This is a genomic window from Donghicola sp. (assembly GCF_025210255.1).
Classification (GTDB): Bacteria; Pseudomonadota; Alphaproteobacteria; order Rhodobacterales; family Rhodobacteraceae; genus Donghicola; species Donghicola eburneus.
The window spans coordinates 49,572-66,718 of record NZ_JAOARZ010000029.1; the positions used below are offsets into that span (position 1 = coordinate 49,572).

The 17,147-nt window shown below is 59.1% G+C and carries 18 protein-coding genes; 7 read left to right on the plus strand and 11 right to left on the minus strand.

What is annotated here, in order from left to right; genetic code table 11:
- Positions 1 to 47: 47 nt before the first annotated feature.
- From ureG to N4A58_RS14085, 9 genes are read right to left on the minus strand one after another with little or no spacing between them, the layout of a single operon-like run.
- Positions 48 to 659, minus strand: coding sequence for an urease accessory protein UreG (gene ureG, locus N4A58_RS14045; protein ID WP_293710656.1), 612 nt, complete (start codon positions 657 to 659; stop codon positions 48 to 50).
- Positions 656 to 1,309: an urease accessory protein UreF gene (locus tag N4A58_RS14050; protein ID WP_293710658.1), complete on the minus strand. Its 654-nt coding sequence runs from the start codon at positions 1,307 to 1,309 to the stop codon at positions 656 to 658. The genes ureG and N4A58_RS14050 overlap by 4 nt, the downstream gene beginning before the upstream one ends.
- The gene (locus N4A58_RS14055) at positions 1,275 to 1,715 is read right to left on the minus strand and encodes an urease accessory protein UreE (RefSeq protein WP_293710660.1); all 441 of its coding nucleotides are present in this window, start codon (positions 1,713 to 1,715) and stop codon (positions 1,275 to 1,277) included. Before N4A58_RS14055 ends, N4A58_RS14050 begins: the two co-directional genes overlap by 35 nt.
- A gap of 4 nt (positions 1,716 to 1,719) precedes the next feature.
- Positions 1,720 to 3,480: an urease subunit alpha gene (ureC, locus tag N4A58_RS14060; RefSeq protein ID WP_293710662.1), complete on the minus strand. Its 1,761-nt coding sequence runs from the start codon at positions 3,478 to 3,480 to the stop codon at positions 1,720 to 1,722.
- Between the two features lie 9 nt (positions 3,481 to 3,489).
- The gene (locus N4A58_RS14065) at positions 3,490 to 3,807 is read right to left on the minus strand and encodes an antifreeze protein (RefSeq protein WP_293710663.1); all 318 of its coding nucleotides are present in this window, start codon (positions 3,805 to 3,807) and stop codon (positions 3,490 to 3,492) included.
- Positions 3,804 to 4,112 carry an urease subunit beta gene (locus tag N4A58_RS14070; protein WP_072709291.1) on the minus strand — a complete coding sequence of 103 codons (309 nt, stop codon included), beginning with the start codon at positions 4,110 to 4,112 and terminating at the stop codon, positions 3,804 to 3,806. Before N4A58_RS14070 ends, N4A58_RS14065 begins: the two co-directional genes overlap by 4 nt.
- Positions 4,109 to 4,276 carry a hypothetical protein gene (locus tag N4A58_RS14075; RefSeq protein ID WP_177218592.1) on the minus strand — a complete coding sequence of 56 codons (168 nt, stop codon included), beginning with the start codon at positions 4,274 to 4,276 and terminating at the stop codon, positions 4,109 to 4,111. The genes N4A58_RS14070 and N4A58_RS14075 overlap by 4 nt, the downstream gene beginning before the upstream one ends.
- 24 nt (positions 4,277 to 4,300) lie before the next feature.
- Positions 4,301 to 4,603, minus strand: coding sequence for an urease subunit gamma (locus N4A58_RS14080; protein ID WP_072709289.1), 303 nt, complete (start codon positions 4,601 to 4,603; stop codon positions 4,301 to 4,303).
- 1 nt (position 4,604) lies between these two features.
- Positions 4,605 to 5,378, minus strand: coding sequence for an urease accessory protein UreD (locus N4A58_RS14085; RefSeq protein WP_293710665.1), 774 nt, complete (start codon positions 5,376 to 5,378; stop codon positions 4,605 to 4,607).
- Positions 5,379 to 5,804: 426 nt separating this feature from the next.
- On the opposite strand from N4A58_RS14085, the gene urtA reads away from it, so the two are divergent.
- From urtA to urtE, 5 genes are all read left to right on the plus strand, one after another.
- Positions 5,805 to 7,097 carry an urea ABC transporter substrate-binding protein gene (gene urtA, locus N4A58_RS14090; RefSeq protein WP_293710919.1) on the plus strand — a complete coding sequence of 431 codons (1,293 nt, stop codon included), beginning with the start codon at positions 5,805 to 5,807 and terminating at the stop codon, positions 7,095 to 7,097.
- A 78-nt stretch (positions 7,098 to 7,175) separates the two neighbouring features.
- Positions 7,176 to 9,119: an urea ABC transporter permease subunit UrtB gene (gene urtB / locus N4A58_RS14095; RefSeq protein ID WP_293710667.1), complete on the plus strand. Its 1,944-nt coding sequence runs from the start codon at positions 7,176 to 7,178 to the stop codon at positions 9,117 to 9,119.
- 4 nt (positions 9,120 to 9,123) lie between these two features.
- Positions 9,124 to 10,293, plus strand: coding sequence for an urea ABC transporter permease subunit UrtC (gene urtC, locus N4A58_RS14100; protein ID WP_293710669.1), 1,170 nt, complete (start codon positions 9,124 to 9,126; stop codon positions 10,291 to 10,293).
- Positions 10,290 to 11,027 (plus strand): urea ABC transporter ATP-binding protein UrtD, encoded by a 738-nt coding sequence (gene urtD, locus N4A58_RS14105; protein WP_072709283.1) that lies wholly within the window; start codon positions 10,290 to 10,292, stop codon positions 11,025 to 11,027. Before urtC ends, urtD begins: the two co-directional genes overlap by 4 nt.
- Before the next feature lie 3 nt (positions 11,028 to 11,030).
- Positions 11,031 to 11,726 (plus strand): urea ABC transporter ATP-binding subunit UrtE, encoded by a 696-nt coding sequence (urtE, locus tag N4A58_RS14110; protein ID WP_072709281.1) that lies wholly within the window; start codon positions 11,031 to 11,033, stop codon positions 11,724 to 11,726.
- 53 nt (positions 11,727 to 11,779) lie between these two features.
- Here the strand turns inward: urtE and N4A58_RS14115 are convergent, their stop codons facing one another.
- Positions 11,780 to 12,292: a hypothetical protein gene (locus N4A58_RS14115; protein ID WP_293710671.1), complete on the minus strand. Its 513-nt coding sequence runs from the start codon at positions 12,290 to 12,292 to the stop codon at positions 11,780 to 11,782.
- Between the two features lie 370 nt (positions 12,293 to 12,662).
- On the opposite strand from N4A58_RS14115, the gene pnp reads away from it, so the two are divergent.
- A complete protein-coding gene (gene pnp / locus N4A58_RS14120) occupies positions 12,663 to 14,795 on the plus strand; it encodes a polyribonucleotide nucleotidyltransferase (RefSeq protein WP_293710673.1) in 2,133 nt (710 codons plus the stop codon).
- A 122-nt stretch (positions 14,796 to 14,917) separates the two neighbouring features.
- On the opposite strand, the gene N4A58_RS14125 is transcribed toward pnp, so the two are convergent.
- A complete protein-coding gene (locus N4A58_RS14125; protein WP_072709276.1) occupies positions 14,918 to 15,565 on the minus strand; it encodes a peroxiredoxin in 648 nt (215 codons plus the stop codon).
- A 133-nt stretch (positions 15,566 to 15,698) separates the two neighbouring features.
- Between N4A58_RS14125 and N4A58_RS14130 the strand changes: the two genes are divergently transcribed.
- Positions 15,699 to 17,126, plus strand: coding sequence for an aldehyde dehydrogenase family protein (locus N4A58_RS14130; protein WP_293710676.1), 1,428 nt, complete (start codon positions 15,699 to 15,701; stop codon positions 17,124 to 17,126).
- The last annotated feature ends 21 nt before the right edge of the window (positions 17,127 to 17,147 follow it).

Sequence of the window (17,147 nt, forward strand, 5' to 3'; positions counted from 1 at the left end):
TCGACAGGTTTCGAAAGGGTCGCCCGCGGGCGGCCCTTTTTCGTTTTTTAGAACCCGCCGATTTTCGACAGCAGGTCAATGACCTGATCCACGCCCTCTTCTTTTCGGACAGAAGCAAAGACGAACGGCAGTCCCTTGCGAACGCGGGTGGCATCGCGGTCCATGACCTCAAGCGAGGCACCGACATAAGGCGCCAGATCGGTCTTGTTGATCACAAGGATGTCCGAGCGTGTGATGGCGGGGCCACCTTTGCGCGGAATTTCCTCGCCCGCGGCGACATCGATTACATAGATGGTCACGTCCGCCAATTCGGGGCTGAAGGTCGCCGACAGGTTATCGCCACCGCTCTCGATCAGAACGATTTCCACGTCGGGATGGCGTTCCTGCATCTCCGCCACCGCGGCAAGGTTGATCGACGCATCCTCGCGGATCGCCGTGTGCGGGCAGCCGCCCGTTTCCACGCCGATGATGCGGTCCTGCGGCAGGATCTGCATGCGCATCAGGGCCTCGGCATCCTCTTGGGTGTAGATGTCGTTGGTGATCACCCCGATCGAATGCGTATCTTTCAGGCGCTTAGACAGGGCGGCGGTCAGACTGGTCTTGCCGGCGCCGACAGGACCACCGATCCCGACCCGCAGGGGGCCATTCCGTTTGCTCATGTGCGGAAAATCCTTGGACTTAGTACTTCGTGCTGCATGGCCGCGATGTCGGCGGCAAAGCATTGACTGGTGATGTCATCGCACCCCAAGCCTTTGGTTTCTTCGGCAACCTCGGCGCAGAGCGGCGTCAGGGCCGTCAGGATGCGCTGGCCGTTAGTGTGCCCCAAGGGCATCAGGCGTTGCGCCGCCGCGATCATGTTGGACACATAGGCGTGCAGGTACATCTGGATCGCCAGATCAACCGGCAGGTCCAGCGCCCGCAAGCCCTGCCCCAAAGCAACCGGATAGGTCAGGTTCGCCACGGGCAAATCCCAGACATTCGCCAGCTGCAGGCAGAACGCGCGACCGATGGATTCGGTCTCTAGCAACCGTTCGCGGCTGGCGCAAAAGGCGCGGGCGGTTTCGTCCACCTCGGCAGGATCATCGGTTTCGGCAGAGGCTCGGATCAGGATCGCGTCCGACCGCCCCGTGCCGTGGACCAGAAAATCTGCCAGCCAGTCCTGCAATGCATCGACGGGCAGCCCACCCGACACTGCCGCCTCGAGCCCGCTGGAATAGGCGAACGCGCCCACCGGAAAGGCGGGCGAGAGCCATTGGGCCAGCAGGATCGTGGCGTCAGTGCGCATGGGAATGGGTGCGCCCGTGGCCATACGCCCCGCCTTCGGGGGTGAAGGGTTCGGTGACTTCGGCCACATCGGCCCCCAGTTTTCCCAGCATGTCGCGGATCACGTGGTCGGGCTGGATCAGCAGGCGATCCTCTTCGATCTGGCAGGGCGTGTGGCGGTTGCCGATGTGCCACGCCAGTCGCACCAGATGGTCCCCACGCACTTGGAGCAGGGTTTCGGGGGCGGCAACGACTTCGATCTCGCGACCGTCCTCAAGGATCAAGGCGCCGCCGTGATCCAGAGAGGTGGTTTGCTCGAGGTCCAGCAGGAACTCGAGGCCATCATCCGTGACCAACACGCGCCGGCGCAGGAAACGCGCCTCGTAGGTCAGGGAAATGCGGGCCGCAGGGGTGCCGTGGATGTGGTTATGGTAGTGGTTTGCGACGATCATGATCTTAGAACAGGAAGTAACGTTGAGCCATCGGCAGGGTCTCGGCGGGCTGGCAGGTTAGCAGTTCGCCATCCGCGCGGACTTCGTAGGTTTCGGGGTTCACCTCGACCTTGGGCAGGGCAGTGTTCAGCTTCAGATCGCTCTTGCCGATGCCGCGGGTGTTTTGCACGGCGACGGTCTGCTTGAAGATCCCCAGCTTCTTGCCGATGTCGTCGGCTTGTGCGGCCTCGGACACGAAGATGACAGCAGAGTTTTCGACCGCACGGCCATAGGCGCCGAACATCGGCCGCGAATAGACGGGCTGCGGCGTCGGGATCGAGGCGTTGGGGTCGCCCATCTGGGCCATCGCAATGCTCCCACCGATCAAGACCATCTCCGGCTTCACGCCAAAGAATGCGGGGTTCCACAGCACGAGGTCGGCGCGCTTGCCTTCTTCGATGCTGCCGATCTGGTGGCCGATGCCATGCGCAATCGCAGGGTTGATAGTGTACTTGGCGATGTAGCGGCGGACACGGAAGTTGTCGTTGTCGCCGGTTTCTTCGGGCAGGCGACCACGCTGCTTCTTCATCTTGTCAGCGGTTTGCCATGTGCGGATCAGCACCTCGCCGACGCGCCCCATGGCCTGACTGTCGGACGCGATGATCGAAAACGCGCCCATGTCGTGCAGGATGTCCTCGGCGGCGATGGTTTCGCGGCGGATGCGGCTTTCGGCAAAGGCGATGTCTTCGGGGATCGATTTATCAAGGTGGTGGCAGACCATGAGCATGTCGAGGTGTTCCTCGAGCGTGTTCACGGTGAAAGGACGGGTCGGGTTCGTGGACGAGGGCAGAACATGCTCTTCGCCGCAGATTTTGATGATGTCGGGGGCGTGACCACCGCCCGCGCCTTCGGTGTGGAAGGCGTGGATGGTGCGACCCTTCATGGCTTTAACGGTATGCTCAACAAAGCCGGACTCGTTCAGGGTGTCCGTGTGGATCATCACCTGAACGTCCATCGCGTCCGCCACGCCAAGGCAGCAGTCGATCGCGCCGGGGGTTGTGCCCCAGTCCTCGTGCAGTTTCAGGGCACAGGCGCCCGCCTTAATCTGCTCTTCCAAGGCTGCGGGGAGCGAGGCGTTGCCCTTGCCCGCGAAGGCAAGGTTCATCGGGAAGGCATCCGCCGACTGTAGCATCCGACCTATGTGCCAAGGGCCGGGAGTACAGGTGGTCGCCAGCGTGCCGTGCGCGGGGCCAGTGCCGCCGCCAAGCATGGTGGTCAAGCCGGAATGCAGCGCGTCCTCGATCTGCTGAGGGCAGATGTAGTGGATGTGGCTGTCAAAGCCGCCAGCGGTCAGGATGCGGCCTTCGCCAGCGATGGCTTCGGTGCCGGGACCAACGATGATGTCGACGCCGGGTTGGGTGTCGGGGTTGCCCGCTTTGCCGATCTTGTGAATGCGGCCGTCTTTCAGACCCACGTCGGCCTTGTAGATACCGGTCCAGTCCACGATCAGCGCGTTGGTGATCACGGTATCCACCGCCCCATCGGCGCGGGTGGTCTGGGCTTGGCCCATGCCGTCGCGGATCACTTTGCCGCCGCCAAATTTCACCTCTTCGCCGTAGATGGCGGCGTTCGGCCCTTCGCCGCCAGTGCGGGCTTTACCCACCGCCTCGGCGGTCAGGTCGCGCTCGACCTCGATGATCAGGTCAGTGTCGGCAAGGCGCAGGCGGTCGCCCGTGGTCGGGCCGAACATCGCTGCGTAATCGGAGCGTTTAATCGTTGCGGGCATAGGAAACTCCTAGAAAGTCTTCGGACCGAGGCGGGTCAGGCGTTTGTGGTTGGCAGAGGTCCGGCGGCGCAAAGGCTTCGCGGCTTCCATCATCACGACGTCCGCGGTTTTACCGCTCATGGCCGCGATAAAGGCCTTTTGGCTGGACTTGGCAAAAGCGACTTGTTTTTCGCTGATCATGCGGCTGTTTTCGCTGCTTGGAACGGCCCACAGACCCGACATACCCAGCATTCGCATTCCAATCACGGCCGAGGCCTCAATGGCCATGGCGGTGACATACATCTGTGCACTGAATAATTTGAACGGGTCCGGGAAGGGGTTGTTCATTCAAGCTCGCCCATGATCTGCTGATTGAAGCCGTAAATCTTGCGGGCACCGCCCACTGGGATCAGCTGCACTTCGCGGCGCTGGCCCGGCTCGAAACGGACGGCGGTCCCCGCTGCGATGTCCAGACGCATTCCGCGCGCAGCGGCTCGGTCGAAGTCGAGCGCAGGATTGGTTTCCGCAAAATGGTAGTGGCTGCCGACCTGAACGGGGCGGTCACCCGTGTTTGCAACCATCAGGGTGATCGCCTCGCGATCTGCGTTCAGGGTCAGGTCCCCTTCGGCGGGGAAGAGTTCGCCGGGGATCATTGGCGCGCCTTCCATGCAACCGCTGCCAGCGCGATGATGCCCAACGCGACCGCCACGGGCAGCCAGTTTTCGGTGCCGTGGGGATGCATGTGGATACCATCGTTGTGAGCCTGAGCAGCAGTCGCGGTCAGAAGAACGGCCAAGGGAGCAACAAAACGTTTCATGATAAATGTCCTCTGATCGGGAAGTTAGCGAATAGGGTTGTGGACGGTGACCAGCTTGGTCCCGTCAGGAAAGGTGGCCTCGACCTGCACTTCGTGGATCATCTCGGCGATCCCATCCATGCACTGCTCGCGGGTGATGACTTCGGCACCGGCTTGCATCAAATCTGCGACCGAGCGGCCATCGCGCGCGCCTTCGACCACCGCGTCGGTGATCAGGGCAATCGCTTCGGGGTGATTCAGTTTAACACCGCGGGATAGACGCTTGCGCGCGACCTCGGCGGCCATAGCCACCAGCAGCTTGTCTTTTTCGCGAGGCGTGAGGTTCATTCTATAGTCTCCATGAACGTGGAAGATCGTTACCCGTCAATAAATCGAGAACAGGCAAAAGCGATTGGCGCAGGCCAAAACCGTCGGCGGCCAGAAAGCGCATAACGAGCGCCCCCTCGGTAACCAAAGAGACACCAGCAGTGTTCGGCAGCAGATCACGAATCCGGTCAAGGTAAGCTTCGGCATCGGGGGCAGCGTACAGGACAAAGGCCATCGCGCGAGCGCCATTTCCAACACCGGGCCGGTCAAGCTGGCTCGCGATGTCCCCGCGCAACAGAGTTGCATCACGGAACAGCACTTTATCGTCTCGGGTGATGGTGATGCGGTCGGACAGTTGCGCCTGCTGCACCGTCTCACCCATCGCGAGACGACCGAATAGCACGGGCTCTACCATAAGGAAGCGACTGTCGCTGGTAATGGACGCCTCTAGACTTCGGCGCAGATAAGCATTGTCGAACAGAATGGTCTCTTGCGGCAGCCAATCCAGCCTGGATCCAGGCTCTGCACTCAAGCGCGTGGTCACGGACCCAGCGGTCTGGTCACTGCTGCGATAGATTCGCTCTGCAGCTTGTGTGGTGAGCCGCAGCGTCGAATCGGCACCTGCGTGCGCATCGATCCGCAGCGTATCCCCGCCCGTGATCCCACCCGACGTATTAATGACGACGCCTTCGACGGCATCACGTCGCGAGACCGATAGAAACTTGGCAGAGCCCTGCTGACGCAGGGTTCCCAAAGAAGAAGCCCCGCGCCCCAATGCCTTGGAGGTAATCTGCAACGTCCCGTGCGACCGAGGCTGCGTGTTGGATATGGAGTCGAGACAGGTGATCTTTTTTCTTCCGGTAAAAAACTTGCTCTCTGGATAGGCAGTTTGACCGACAAGATGCCAGATGTGCACGTCAAATCAGCATGATTCTCATTCTTTTAGATTAATAAATGTGCAATCAGTAACATAATCGCACACGAATTAATCAAATAACCGCGTTCCCTCACGAAGTTGGGAACCAGCACTTTCAATCAAGCGACCAAGCGGCAACCAATTCCGACACCAACAGGTGAGACTTCTCACAAGGGTGTGTGGCGGCCGAACGACTGCAATCAAACAACCGCCACACTTAGTGCAACTCAAGTTGCAGGGCATCGCTAAGGGAACCGGCCACATCAAACAAGGCCGTCAGCCGTGCTCTGCTGGAGAAAAGGTATGATGAACATCAAAACCGCCCTGCGTACTGTACTTCTGGCCAGCACCATCGCTTCGCCCGCTCTGGCACAGGATTGCCCCGCGGACGGCCCGATCAAGGTTGGCGTTCTGCACTCGCTCTCGGGCACCATGGCCATTTCGGAGACCACTCTGAAAGACACCATGGAAATGCTGGTGGCGGCTCAGAACGAAAAAGGCGGCGTCTTGGGTTGTGAACTCGAAGCGGTCGTCGTTGACCCTGCGTCCGACTGGCCCCTGTTCGCTGAAAAAGCGCGCGAGCTGCTGACCGTGCACGAAGTTGACGTCATCTTTGGCAACTGGACCTCGGTTTCGCGTAAATCGGTTCTGCCCGTCATCGAAGAACTGAACGGCCTGCTGTTCTACCCCGTTCAGTACGAAGGCGAAGAGTCCTCGAAGAACGTGTTCTACACCGGTGCGGCTCCGAACCAGCAGGCGATCCCTGCGGTTGACTACTTCCTCGACGAACTGGGTGTAGAGAAGTTCGCTCTACTCGGCACCGACTACGTCTACCCCCGCACCACAAACAACATCCTCGAGTCCTATCTCGAAGGTAAGGGCATCGCGGCCGAAGACATCTTCGTCAACTACACCCCCTTCGGTCACTCGGACTGGTCCAAGATAGTTTCCGACGTTGTCGCGCTGGGTGCAGACGGCAAGCAGGTTGGCGTGATCTCGACCATCAACGGCGACGCGAACATCGGCTTCTACAAAGAACTGGCAGCGGCTGGCGTTTCGGCTGACGACATCCCCGTCGTTGCATTCTCGGTTGGCGAGGAAGAACTGTCGGGTCTCGACACTTCGAACCTCGTTGGTCACCTGGCAGCATGGAACTACTTCATGTCGGCAGAAACCGAAGCCAACGCAGAGTTCATCAAGCAGTGGCACGCCTTTATCGGCGACGAAGCACGCGTCACCAACGACCCCATGGAAGCACACTATATCGGCTTCAACATGTGGGTGAACGCTGTGACCGACGCTGGCACTACCGACGTTGACGCCGTGCGCGAAGCAATGTGGGGCCAAGAGTTCCCGAACCTGACTGGCGGCACCGCAGTCATGGGCACCAACCACCACCTCGCGAAGCCTGTTCTGATCGGCGAAATCCGCGCAGACGGCCAGTTTGACATCATCAGCCAGACCGAGCCGGTTGCTGGCGACGCATGGACCGACTTCCTGCCCGCTTCGGCTGTTCTGGAATCGGATTGGAAAGATCTGGAGTGCGGCATGTACAACACCGAGACCCAGACCTGCGTTCAGATCGAATCGAACTACTAATCTGATCGAACCAACCAGAGGGGGTCACGCGCCCCCTCTGACCCCTTACGCCCTCCTCAAATACCGGCGGCTTTTTCCATGAAACGACTGTTCTTTGCGTGCCTTGCCGTGCTGGCTTGGGCCTCGGTCGGTCATGCCGAGGGGCCTTTGCAAGACATCCTGCAAGAGCACCGCGCCCTGATCGAAAAACCTTCTCGCAAAACCATCTCTCCGGCGATTGACGATATCGCAGCCAGTGGCCTGGATCAGGCCCAGCGCATGTTGCAGGCTTGGGAAGCCAAGAACCTTTGGCAGCGCACCGAAGATGGCCTGTTCTATATCGGCACCACCAGCGGCGACGCCCTGACGCTGATCGACGTAGACACTGGCGAAGAGCTGCCCGAGACAGACAAATCCGCCGCTGATCAGTTAAAGCCCAACGCAGGCGTCCGCCGTCTGATTTCTAGCGCACTGGTCCAGTTTCAGCTGTCCGACCCGAACGAGACTCGCCGCCTTGAGGCGCTGGAATCGATCGCACGCCGCCCCGAAGAAAGTCATCTTGCGCCGCTCCAAGCCTCGATCGAGGGCGAAGAGAACCGCGCCATTCGCGCTCGCAAAGAGCGTCTGGTCAAGCTACTTTCGATTGCCTTTGCCGACACGCCCGAAGCGCAAATCGAAGCGATCGAAGGCGTTTCAGGCGATCTGAACCTCGAAGTACGTGCGGCACTGAACCCCTTGCTTGCGACGACCCGCAAGGTCAGCGACGTGATCCCCGCAGGCGAAAATGTGGCCCACGTCATGCGCCTTGGCGAAGATATCTCGCGCGATGAGGCCTATGCCGCGCTGGTCGAGGCTGGCTATGCAACGAAGCGCCTGACCCCCGCTGCGATCAAAGATATCCTTGCGGCGAACATCGTGGATGGTCAGGTCGGCGGCGTACCCGTTGCGGATCTCGATACACCTGAAGCCCGCGACGAAGCCTATCGCGCTCTGGCTGCCGCAGGCACCGTGCCCCCCTTCGTTTCTGCCGAAGAGGTGGACGAGAAACTGCGCACCCATGTTATCTACGACGCCTACAACGAGCCCAACGGCGATGTGACCAAAGCCGCTCAATCCGCACTCAAGGCCATCGATCTGAACGTCGGCCTGAACCAAGCCGCGGACCTTGGGCTGGACGCGCTATCACTGGCGTCGATCTACTTCCTTGCTGCCATCGGTCTGGCCATCACCTTTGGTGTGATGGGCGTGATCAACATGGCCCATGGCGAATTCATCATGATGGGCGCCTATACAGGCTACGTTGTTCAACAGGTCATCCCGAACCACACCCTGTCGTTGGTTGTGGCGCTGCCGCTGGCATTCGTCATCACCTTTGCCGCCGGTGTCGCGATGGAGCGTCTGGTCATCCGCAAACTCTATCACCGCCCCTTGGAAACCCTGCTCGCGACCTTTGGTATTTCGATCGCGCTGCAGCAGTTGGCCAAGAACATCTTTGGCACACAGGCCCGCCCCCTGACCGCCCCCGGTTGGCTGGATGGCGCATGGGTGCTGAACGACGTGGTGTCCATCAGCTACATCCGTATCGCAATTTTCGTCTTGGCTCTGTGCTTCCTGTTCTTGTTCCTCTTCATCATGAAGAAGACCCGCTTGGGTCTGGAGACCCGCGCCGTAACGCAGAACCCACGCATGGCATCTTCTATGGGGATTAACCCTGACAAGGTGAATATGCTGACCTTCGGCCTTGGTTCCGGCATTGCTGGCATCGCGGGTGTCGCGATTGGTCTGTTTGCCAAAGTCACCTCCGAGCTTGGCAACGACTACATCGTCCAAAGCTTCATGACCGTTGTGGTCGGCGGCGTCGGCAACATCTGGGGCACCCTTGCGGGCGCCGCCATGATCGGCACGCTGCAAAAGGGGATCGAATGGCTGAACCCGTCCAACACGCTGGCGGCCCAGACCTTTATGATCATCTTTATCATCATCTTCATCCAGTTCCGCCCCCGAGGGATCGTTGCCCTCAAGGGTCGCGCCGCAGGAGATTGATCCGATGGGTAAGTCTTTCCTCAAAAACCACCCGACCATGCTGGTCTTTCTGGCCCTGCTTGCCCTCTTCACGTTGGCAATTACGGTCTTCTCCGAAGCGTACGGTTCGGGTCTCGTCTCGACCAGCTTCGTCAAGACCTTGGGCAAGACCCTGTGCCTGTGCCTCGTTGCCATCGCGATGGACGTGATCTGGGGCTATGCGGGCATCCTGAGCCTTGGGCACTTCGCCTTCTTTGGCCTTGGCGGCTACATGATCGGCATGTGGCTGATGTACGAACGCACCAAAGAGGTCGTCCTGCGCAGCCTTGAAAACCAGACCATCCCGCCAACCGAGGCGGAGATCAGCGACGCCATCGCCACGCAGATTTTCGGCGTGGTCGGCAGCTCTGACTTCCCGCTGATCTGGAGCTTTGCACACAGCCTGACGCTGCAACTGATCCTCGTCGTGGCCGTCCCTGGCATCCTGGCGCTGGTCTTTGGCTGGCTGGCGTTCCGCAGCCGTGTCACAGGCGTTTACCTGTCGATCCTGACCCAAGCGATGACCTTGGCGCTGGCACTGTACCTCTTCCAAAACGACAGCGGCTTGCGCGGCAACAACGGCCTGTCCGGCCTGCAGAACCTGCCCCATGTCACTGCGCCTCAGTCCGAGATTTCGATGTGGTTCCTCTGGGCCTCTGCGGCAGCGCTTGGCTTTGGCTATGTGTTCTTTACCATGATGCTGTCGGGCAAGTTCGGCATGGTCGTCAAAGGCATCCGCGACAACGAACAGCGCGTGCGGTTCCTTGGCTACGAGGTCGAGCATTACAAGCTGTTCCTGTTCACCGTGACCGCGATTGTGGCTGCTGTGGCGGGTGCCCTATATTACCCCCAAGCTGGTATCATTAACCCTGCCGAGATTATGCCCATTGCCTCGATCTATTTGGCCGTTTGGGTAGCGATTGGTGGCCGTGGACGTCTGTACGGCGCGGTGATTGGCGCGGCGTTCGTCAGCCTGCTGTCCACTTGGTTCACTGGTGGTCAGGCCCCCGACATCCCGCTGGGTTTCTACACCATCTCTTGGGTGGACTGGTGGCAGGTCCTGCTGGGGGTCAGCTTTGTGCTAGTCACGCTTTACGCGCCCAAAGGCATCGGCGGTCTGTTTGACCTGCTGAAACGCAAGGAGGTGCAGAAATGAGCACCCTTCTCGAAGTCTCCGGCGTCTCGGTCAGTTTTGATGGCTTCAAGGCGATCAATAACCTGTCCTTCCAGATCGGCAAGGCCGAACTGCGGGCGGTGATCGGCCCCAACGGCGCGGGTAAAACCACGTTCATGGACATCATCACCGGCAAAACCAAGCCCGACGAGGGCCGCGTGATCTGGGGGGATCGCTCGATCTCCTTGCTCGGGATGTCCGAAGCCAAGATCGCCCAAGAAGGCGTCTGCCGAAAATTCCAAAAACCCACAGTGTTCGAAGACCAAAGCGTCCGCGACAATCTGATGATGGCCCTAAAACGCGGCCGCTCTGTCTGGGACGTACTGAAGTACCGCCCTGGCGCGGACAACGCGCGGCTAGAGCAGCTGGCGGACGAAATCGGATTGCTAAGTGAATTCTCGCGTCCGTCCGGCGAACTCAGCCACGGGCAAAAGCAGTGGCTCGAAATCGGGATGCTGCTGGCTCAAGACCCGCAACTCTTGTTGGTGGACGAACCAGCTGCGGGCATGACACCGGCAGAGCGGGAACACACTACCAATCTGTTGGTCGAAGCTGCCAAAACCCGCGCGGTTGTCGTGGTTGAGCACGATATGGAATTCATCCGCCGCCTGAACTGCAAGGTCACCGTGCTGCACGAAGGCTCAGTTCTGGCCGAGGGCAGCTTGGACCACGTGACCTCGAACCAAGAAGTCATAGACGTATATCTGGGGCGCTAAACGATGCTGAATGTGAATGATCTGACCCTGCACTACGGGCACAGCAAAATCCTGAATGGCATTTCGATGACGGCCCAGACTGGCGAAATCACCTGCGTCATGGGTCCGAACGGTGTCGGCAAAACCAGCCTGATCAAAGCGATCTCGGGCACGCATCCGCGCTCTGGTGGCACTGTGTCTGTGGATGGAGAGGATTTGTCGGTCCTGCCCGCACACGCCTTGGCACAAAAGGGCGTCGCGATTGTCCCGCAGGGCCGCGACATCTTTCCCTTGCTCACGGTAAAGGAAAATCTGGAAACCGGTTTTGCCTGCCTGCCCAAGGAAGAGCACTTCGTCCCCGACGAAATCTACGAGCTGTTCCCTGTGCTGCAAAAGATGACGGCCCGTCGCGGCGGCGACCTGTCAGGCGGTCAGCAGCAGCAGCTGGCCATCGCACGCGCGCTGATCACCAAGCCGAAGCTCCTGCTGTTGGACGAACCAACCGAGGGTATTCAGCCCAACATCATCCAGCACATCGGCGAAGTCATCAAACATCTGCGTACCCAAGGCCAGATGGCGATTGTACTGGTCGAACAGTATTTCGACTTTGCTTGGGATCTGGCCGATCAGTTCGTGGCCCTTCGCCGCGGCGAAGTCATTCTATCAGAGCGCAAGACCAACACGACACGTCAGCAAGTTCTCGACCTCGTCTCGGTCTGAAACAAAAAAGCGCGCCGTATGGCGCGCTTCCTACAACTTTGGTGGCACGCAGACTATGCGCCGCCAGAAGCAATCAAAGTGCCATCTGCGTCGAAAAGGATGGCCACACCGAACTCGGTATCCCACGCACACTCTCCGAAAACGCCGACCATCAGGCGCGATTCGCCGTCTGCATTCGACGCACGCACGATCTGAACTTCCTTCATCCTCACGGCATTCATCACGTTGGCCGGGCCGGTCGGCGCGCGCTGCCCGACAAACTTACGATTCATCAGCGCCTCACTATCGCAAAGATCCTGAAGTGTTGCGAATTGAGAGAACGATGCTTCTAGGCTCTCGCATGCTGCCTGCCACATACGTTTCTGAATTTCATGGACAATCTCTGCGGATGCTTTTTCCAAGTTTTTCAGGGCAAAACAGGCGTCTTCCGAAAATACTTCGTCCGTATAAGACGAAACAGGCAGGATTTCACCATCCAAAAACGCTAGCTGAACGACTGCAGGGGGATAGGAGATAGCCGCAATATTCTGAGTTGCAGCAATTGGCTGAAACGCACTCTGACCCATAATTATTTTACTCTTATTATCACTACTCTGTAAGCCTGCGTTATATATACACAGATTTATCTACAGGAGTCGTCAGTTTTCCTGACCATTTGGATATTTTTGTGATTGTTGCGGACTTTCCACGATTTACCGCTCAGGAAAGATGCAGATAGCAACAAACGCGACGTGCACCCAAGTTTGCTGACGCAGGGGTGTTCAAACGATCTCTTTCCCCAAAGACCGAATTCGTGTAAGGCGGCGCAATCTGAGACGTGGTGCGCAGACCTCCGCACTGTGAAAGTGAATGATGATTGAGGTCGGCGGCAATGGGGCCGCCATGCAAACGGGAGCCCCAAGAGGGCTTGGAAGAGCTCCCAGCTAGGATACGCTGATGTTCAACGAATTCAAAAAATCTATGCAGTGGGGCGAAGAGACCCTCACGCTGGAAACCGGTAAGGTTGCCCGCCAGGCAGATGGTACCGTGATCGCCACCTTGGGTGAGACCTCGGTTATGGCGAACGTGACCTTTGCCAAAGAGGCAAAGCCGGGTCAGGACTTCTTTCCCCTGACCGTCCACTATCAGGAAAAATACTACGCAGCCGGTAAGATCCCCGGTGGCTTCTTCAAGCGCGAAGCGCGTCCCTCGGAAAAAGAGACCCTGACCGCGCGTCTGATCGATCGTCCGATCCGCCCGCTGTTCGTCTCGGGCTTCAAGCACGAAGTTCTGGTGATGTGCACCGTACTGAGCCACGATCTGGTTAATGACCCCGATGTCGTTGCAATGATCGCTGCTTCGGCTGCTCTGACCATTTCGGGCGTTCCCTTCATGGGTCCGATCGCCGGCGCACGCGTTGGCTTCTCGAACGGCGAATACGTCCTGAACCCCTCGGTCGAGGATATGGATCACCTGCGTTCGAACCCCGAGCAGCGTCTGGACCTGGTCATCGCTGGCACCAAAGACGCCGTGATGATGGTGGAATCCGAAGCTTACGAGCTGACCGAAGAAGAAATGCTGGGTGCTGTCCAGTTCGGCCACGACGCGATCAAGCCTGTTGTTGATCTGATCATCAGCCTGGCCGAAGAGTGCGCGAAAGAGCCCTTCAACTTCGTCGCGCCCGACTACAGCGAGCTGTACGCCAAGGTCAAAGCCGCTGGCGAAGACCAGATGCGCGCAGCCTTCGCGATCAAGGACAAGCAAGAGCGCGTAAACGCAGTGGCTGCGGCACGTGACGCTGTGAAAGCAACCCTGACCGAGGAAGAGCTGGAAGACAGCAACCTGGGTTCCGCGTTCAAGAAACTGGAAAGCTCGATCCTGCGCGGCGACGTCATCAATGGCGGCGCACGTATCGACGGCCGTTCGAACACCGACGTTCGCGCGATCTCGTCCGAAGTTGGCATCCTGCCCCGTACCCACGGTTCGGCTCTGTTCACCCGCGGCGAAACTCAGGGGCTGGTTGTGACCACTCTAGGCACCGGCGACGACGAGCAGATCATTGACGCCCTGCACGGCAACTCGCGTTCGAACTTCCTGCTGCACTACAACTTCCCTCCCTACTCGGTTGGTGAAGTCGGCCGCGTTGGTTCGCCAGGTCGCCGCGAAATCGGCCACGGCAAGCTGGCATGGCGCGCGCTGCAGGCGGTTCTGCCCGCGGCAACCGACTTCCCCTACACCATCCGCGTTGTCTCTGAGATCACCGAATCGAACGGCTCGTCCTCGATGGCGTCGGTCTGTGGTGGCTCGCTGTCGATGATGGACGCAGGCGTTCCGCTGACCGCTCCGGTTGCTGGCGTTGCGATGGGTCTGATCCTGGAAGAAGACGGCCGCTTTGCGGTTCTGACCGACATTCTGGGTGACGAAGACCACCTTGGCGACATGGACTTCAAAGTAGCAGGTACCGAAAACGGCATCACCTCGCTGCAGATGGACATCAAGGTTGCAGGCATCACCGCCGAGATCATGAAGCAGGCTCTGGCTCAGGCCAAAGACGGCCGCATGCACATCCTGGGTGAGATGTCGAAGGCCCTGACCTCGGCTGGCGAATTCTCGGTCCACGCACCGCGCATCGAAACCATGCAGGTACCCACCGACAAGATCCGTGAAGTCATCGGTTCGGGCGGCAAGGTCATCCGTGAAATCGTCGAAGTGTCGGGCGCGAAAGTCGACATCAACGACGACGGCACCGTCAAGATCGCATCGTCGAACGGCGAAGCCATCAAAAAGGCATACGACATGATCTACTCGATCGTGGCAGAGCCCGAAGTTGGCAAGATCTACAAAGGCAAAGTCGTGAAGATCGTCGACTTCGGCGCCTTCGTGAACTTCTTCGGCAAGCGTGACGGCCTCGTCCACGTCAGCCAGCTGGAAGCACGCCGCGTGAACCATCCTTCGGACGTTGTGAAGGAAGGTCAGGAAGTATGGGTCAAGCTGCTTGGCTTCGACGACCGCGGTAAAGTCCGTCTGGCAATGCGCGATGTTGATCAGGAAACTGGTGAAGAAATCGCCAAGGAAGAAAAAGCCGACTAATCGGTTTGTTCTTCCAAGAGTTAGAGGGCTCCGCTTCGGCGGGGCCTTTTTCGTTGCGGCGCTCGCATGAAAAAGGGCCCCGCATCACTGCGAGGCCCCTTTGCAAATTCAGCCAGTCGAAATCAGACTTTGGTGGTCCGGATGTAGGGCAGCTTCTGTTCGAACTCGCCGAACTTTTCTTTCGCCTGCTCGTCGTTCAGCGACAGGGCGATGATCACGTCCTGACCTTCGGTCCAGTTCGCAGGAGTCGCCAGAGGCGCGCCCCAAGTCTTCTGCAGAGCGTCAACCGCGCGCAGAACCTCGGCAAAGTTGCGCCCCACGGACATCGGATAGGTCATCGATAGCTGCAGCTTCTTATCAGGGCTGATGATGAATACCGAACGCACGGTGGCGCTGTCGGCAGGGGTACGGCCATCGGGCAGATACGCATCTGCGGGCAGCATGTCGAACGCTTTGGACACCTCTAGGTCGCTGTCCGCGATGATCGGGAAGCCAGCCTTGGCGCCCGACCAAGTCTCAATGTCGCCTTTCCACGCCTTGTGCTCTTCGACGCCATCGACCGACAGGCCGATCACTTTGACGCCGCGCTTTTCCCACTCGTCGGCCAGCTGCGAAACAGCGCCGAATTCAGTAGTGCAGACGGGGGTAAAGTCTTTGGGGTGCGAGAACAGGATCGCCCACGAATCTCCAATCCAGTCGTGGAACGAGAACTCGCCCTGATCGGTTGTCAGCGTCAGGTTAGGCACAATATCATTAATGCGCAGGCCCATGGAAATACCCTCCTTAGGTCATGGAAATTACTGTTGGCCTCTTACGTAGGAATTTCCCCGCACGGCGTCACCCCCTCTCTTGCCAGAACCAGTCATGAGTGACACATTGCCGCCAACTCTAAGGAGAAAAGTTATGATCAAAAAACGCGAATTCTATATCGACGGTCAGTGGGTGTCTCCGGTTCAGGCCAATGATTTCGACGTGATCGACCCTTCGACAGAAGAGATTGCAGCCGTTATCTCGTTGGGAAGTCAGTCGGATACAGACGCTGCGGTCGCCGCTGCCAAGGGTGCCTTCCCTGCGTGGTCGGCACTGCCGCTTGCCGAGCGCGTTAAAGTGATCAAAAAATTCCTCGAAATTTACAACGCACGTGCTCAGGAAATGGCAGACGCCATAACAACCGAGATGGGCGCGCCGCTGGATTGGGCACTCGAAGAGCAGGTCGGCGCAGGCACGTGGCACACCGAAGGCTTCCTTGAGGCGTTGGAAAAGTTCGAGTTTGAACGCCGCTATACGGACACCGAGATGCACGTGCTGGACCCCATCGGTGTGGTCGGTCTGATCACCCCTTGGAACTGGCCGATGAACCAGATCTGCCTCAAAGTGATCCCCGCGCTAGCGGTCGGCTGCACAATGGTTCTGAAGCCTTCGGAAATCGCACCTCTCTCTGGAGTTCTGTTCGCTGAAATGCTGCATGAGGCGGGTGTTCCCGCGGGCGTCTTTAACCTCGTGAACGGCGATGGCCCCGGTGTTGGCACCCAGTTGTCGACCCACCCCGACGTCGCGATGATCAGCTTCACCGGCTCTACCCGCGCGGGCATCGAGATCAGCAAAGCCGCCGCCGACACGCTAAAGCGCGTGAGCCTCGAACTCGGTGGCAAGGGCGCGAACATCGTCTTTGCAGATGCGGACGAGAACGCCGTGACTCGCGGCGCAATGCACTGTTTCAACAACTCGGGCCAGTCGTGCAACGCGCCGACCCGTATGCTGGTGGAACGCTCGCGCTATGATCAGGCGGTCGAGGATGCGGTGAAGACCGCTGAAACCCGTGGCGTCGGGTCGGCGCACGAGCACGGCACCCACATCGGGCCCGTCGTGAGCGAGTTGCAGTTCAACAAAATTCAGGACCTGATCCAAAATGGCATCGACGAAGGCGCCCGTCTGGCCGCTGGTGGCACAGGCCGTCCCGCCGGTCTGAACCGTGGGTATTTCGTGCGTCCCACCGTTTTCGCGGACGTGACCAACGACATGACAATCGCGCAAACCGAAATCTTTGGCCCAGTGCTGTCGATTATCCCCTTTGACACCGAAGAGGAAGCGATCGAGATCGCGAACGACTCACCTTATGGCCTGACCCACTACGTCCAAAGCCAAGACAACGCCAAGCGGATGCGCGTCGCGCGCCGTCTGCACGCGGGCATGATCCAGACCAATGGTCAGGGCCTCGCCAAGGGCGCGCCCTTTGGCGGCGTCAAAGCGTCGGGCAATGGGCGCGAGGGTGGCCACTACGGTCTGGAAGATTTCTGCGAAGTGAAGGTGATTACCGCCTACGCCGACTAACGGATGTTGCGCGATCCGCGC

Coding starts and splice junctions, on each gene's coding strand:
- urtC (WP_293710669.1), top strand. CDS start 9,124: ATGGGTAAGTCTTTCCTCAAAAACCACCCGACCATGCTGGTCTTTCTG.
- ureC (WP_293710662.1), bottom strand. CDS start 3,480: ATGCCCGCAACGATTAAACGCTCCGATTACGCAGCGATGTTCGGCCCG.
- ureG (WP_293710656.1), bottom strand. CDS start 659: ATGAGCAAACGGAATGGCCCCCTGCGGGTCGGGATCGGTGGTCCTGTC.
- N4A58_RS14065 (WP_293710663.1), bottom strand. CDS start 3,807: ATGAACAACCCCTTCCCGGACCCGTTCAAATTATTCAGTGCACAGATG.
- N4A58_RS14055 (WP_293710660.1), bottom strand. CDS start 1,715: ATGATCGTCGCAAACCACTACCATAACCACATCCACGGCACCCCTGCG.
- urtE (WP_072709281.1), top strand. CDS start 11,031: ATGCTGAATGTGAATGATCTGACCCTGCACTACGGGCACAGCAAAATC.
- pnp (WP_293710673.1), top strand. CDS start 12,663: ATGTTCAACGAATTCAAAAAATCTATGCAGTGGGGCGAAGAGACCCTC.
- urtB (WP_293710667.1), top strand. CDS start 7,176: ATGAAACGACTGTTCTTTGCGTGCCTTGCCGTGCTGGCTTGGGCCTCG.
- N4A58_RS14130 (WP_293710676.1), top strand. CDS start 15,699: ATGATCAAAAAACGCGAATTCTATATCGACGGTCAGTGGGTGTCTCCG.
- N4A58_RS14080 (WP_072709289.1), bottom strand. CDS start 4,603: ATGAACCTCACGCCTCGCGAAAAAGACAAGCTGCTGGTGGCTATGGCC.
- N4A58_RS14075 (WP_177218592.1), bottom strand. CDS start 4,276: ATGAAACGTTTTGTTGCTCCCTTGGCCGTTCTTCTGACCGCGACTGCT.
- N4A58_RS14050 (WP_293710658.1), bottom strand. CDS start 1,309: ATGGCCACGGGCGCACCCATTCCCATGCGCACTGACGCCACGATCCTG.
- urtD (WP_072709283.1), top strand. CDS start 10,290: ATGAGCACCCTTCTCGAAGTCTCCGGCGTCTCGGTCAGTTTTGATGGC.
- N4A58_RS14070 (WP_072709291.1), bottom strand. CDS start 4,112: ATGATCCCCGGCGAACTCTTCCCCGCCGAAGGGGACCTGACCCTGAAC.
- N4A58_RS14115 (WP_293710671.1), bottom strand. CDS start 12,292: ATGGGTCAGAGTGCGTTTCAGCCAATTGCTGCAACTCAGAATATTGCG.
- urtA (WP_293710919.1), top strand. CDS start 5,805: ATGAACATCAAAACCGCCCTGCGTACTGTACTTCTGGCCAGCACCATC.
- N4A58_RS14125 (WP_072709276.1), bottom strand. CDS start 15,565: ATGGGCCTGCGCATTAATGATATTGTGCCTAACCTGACGCTGACAACC.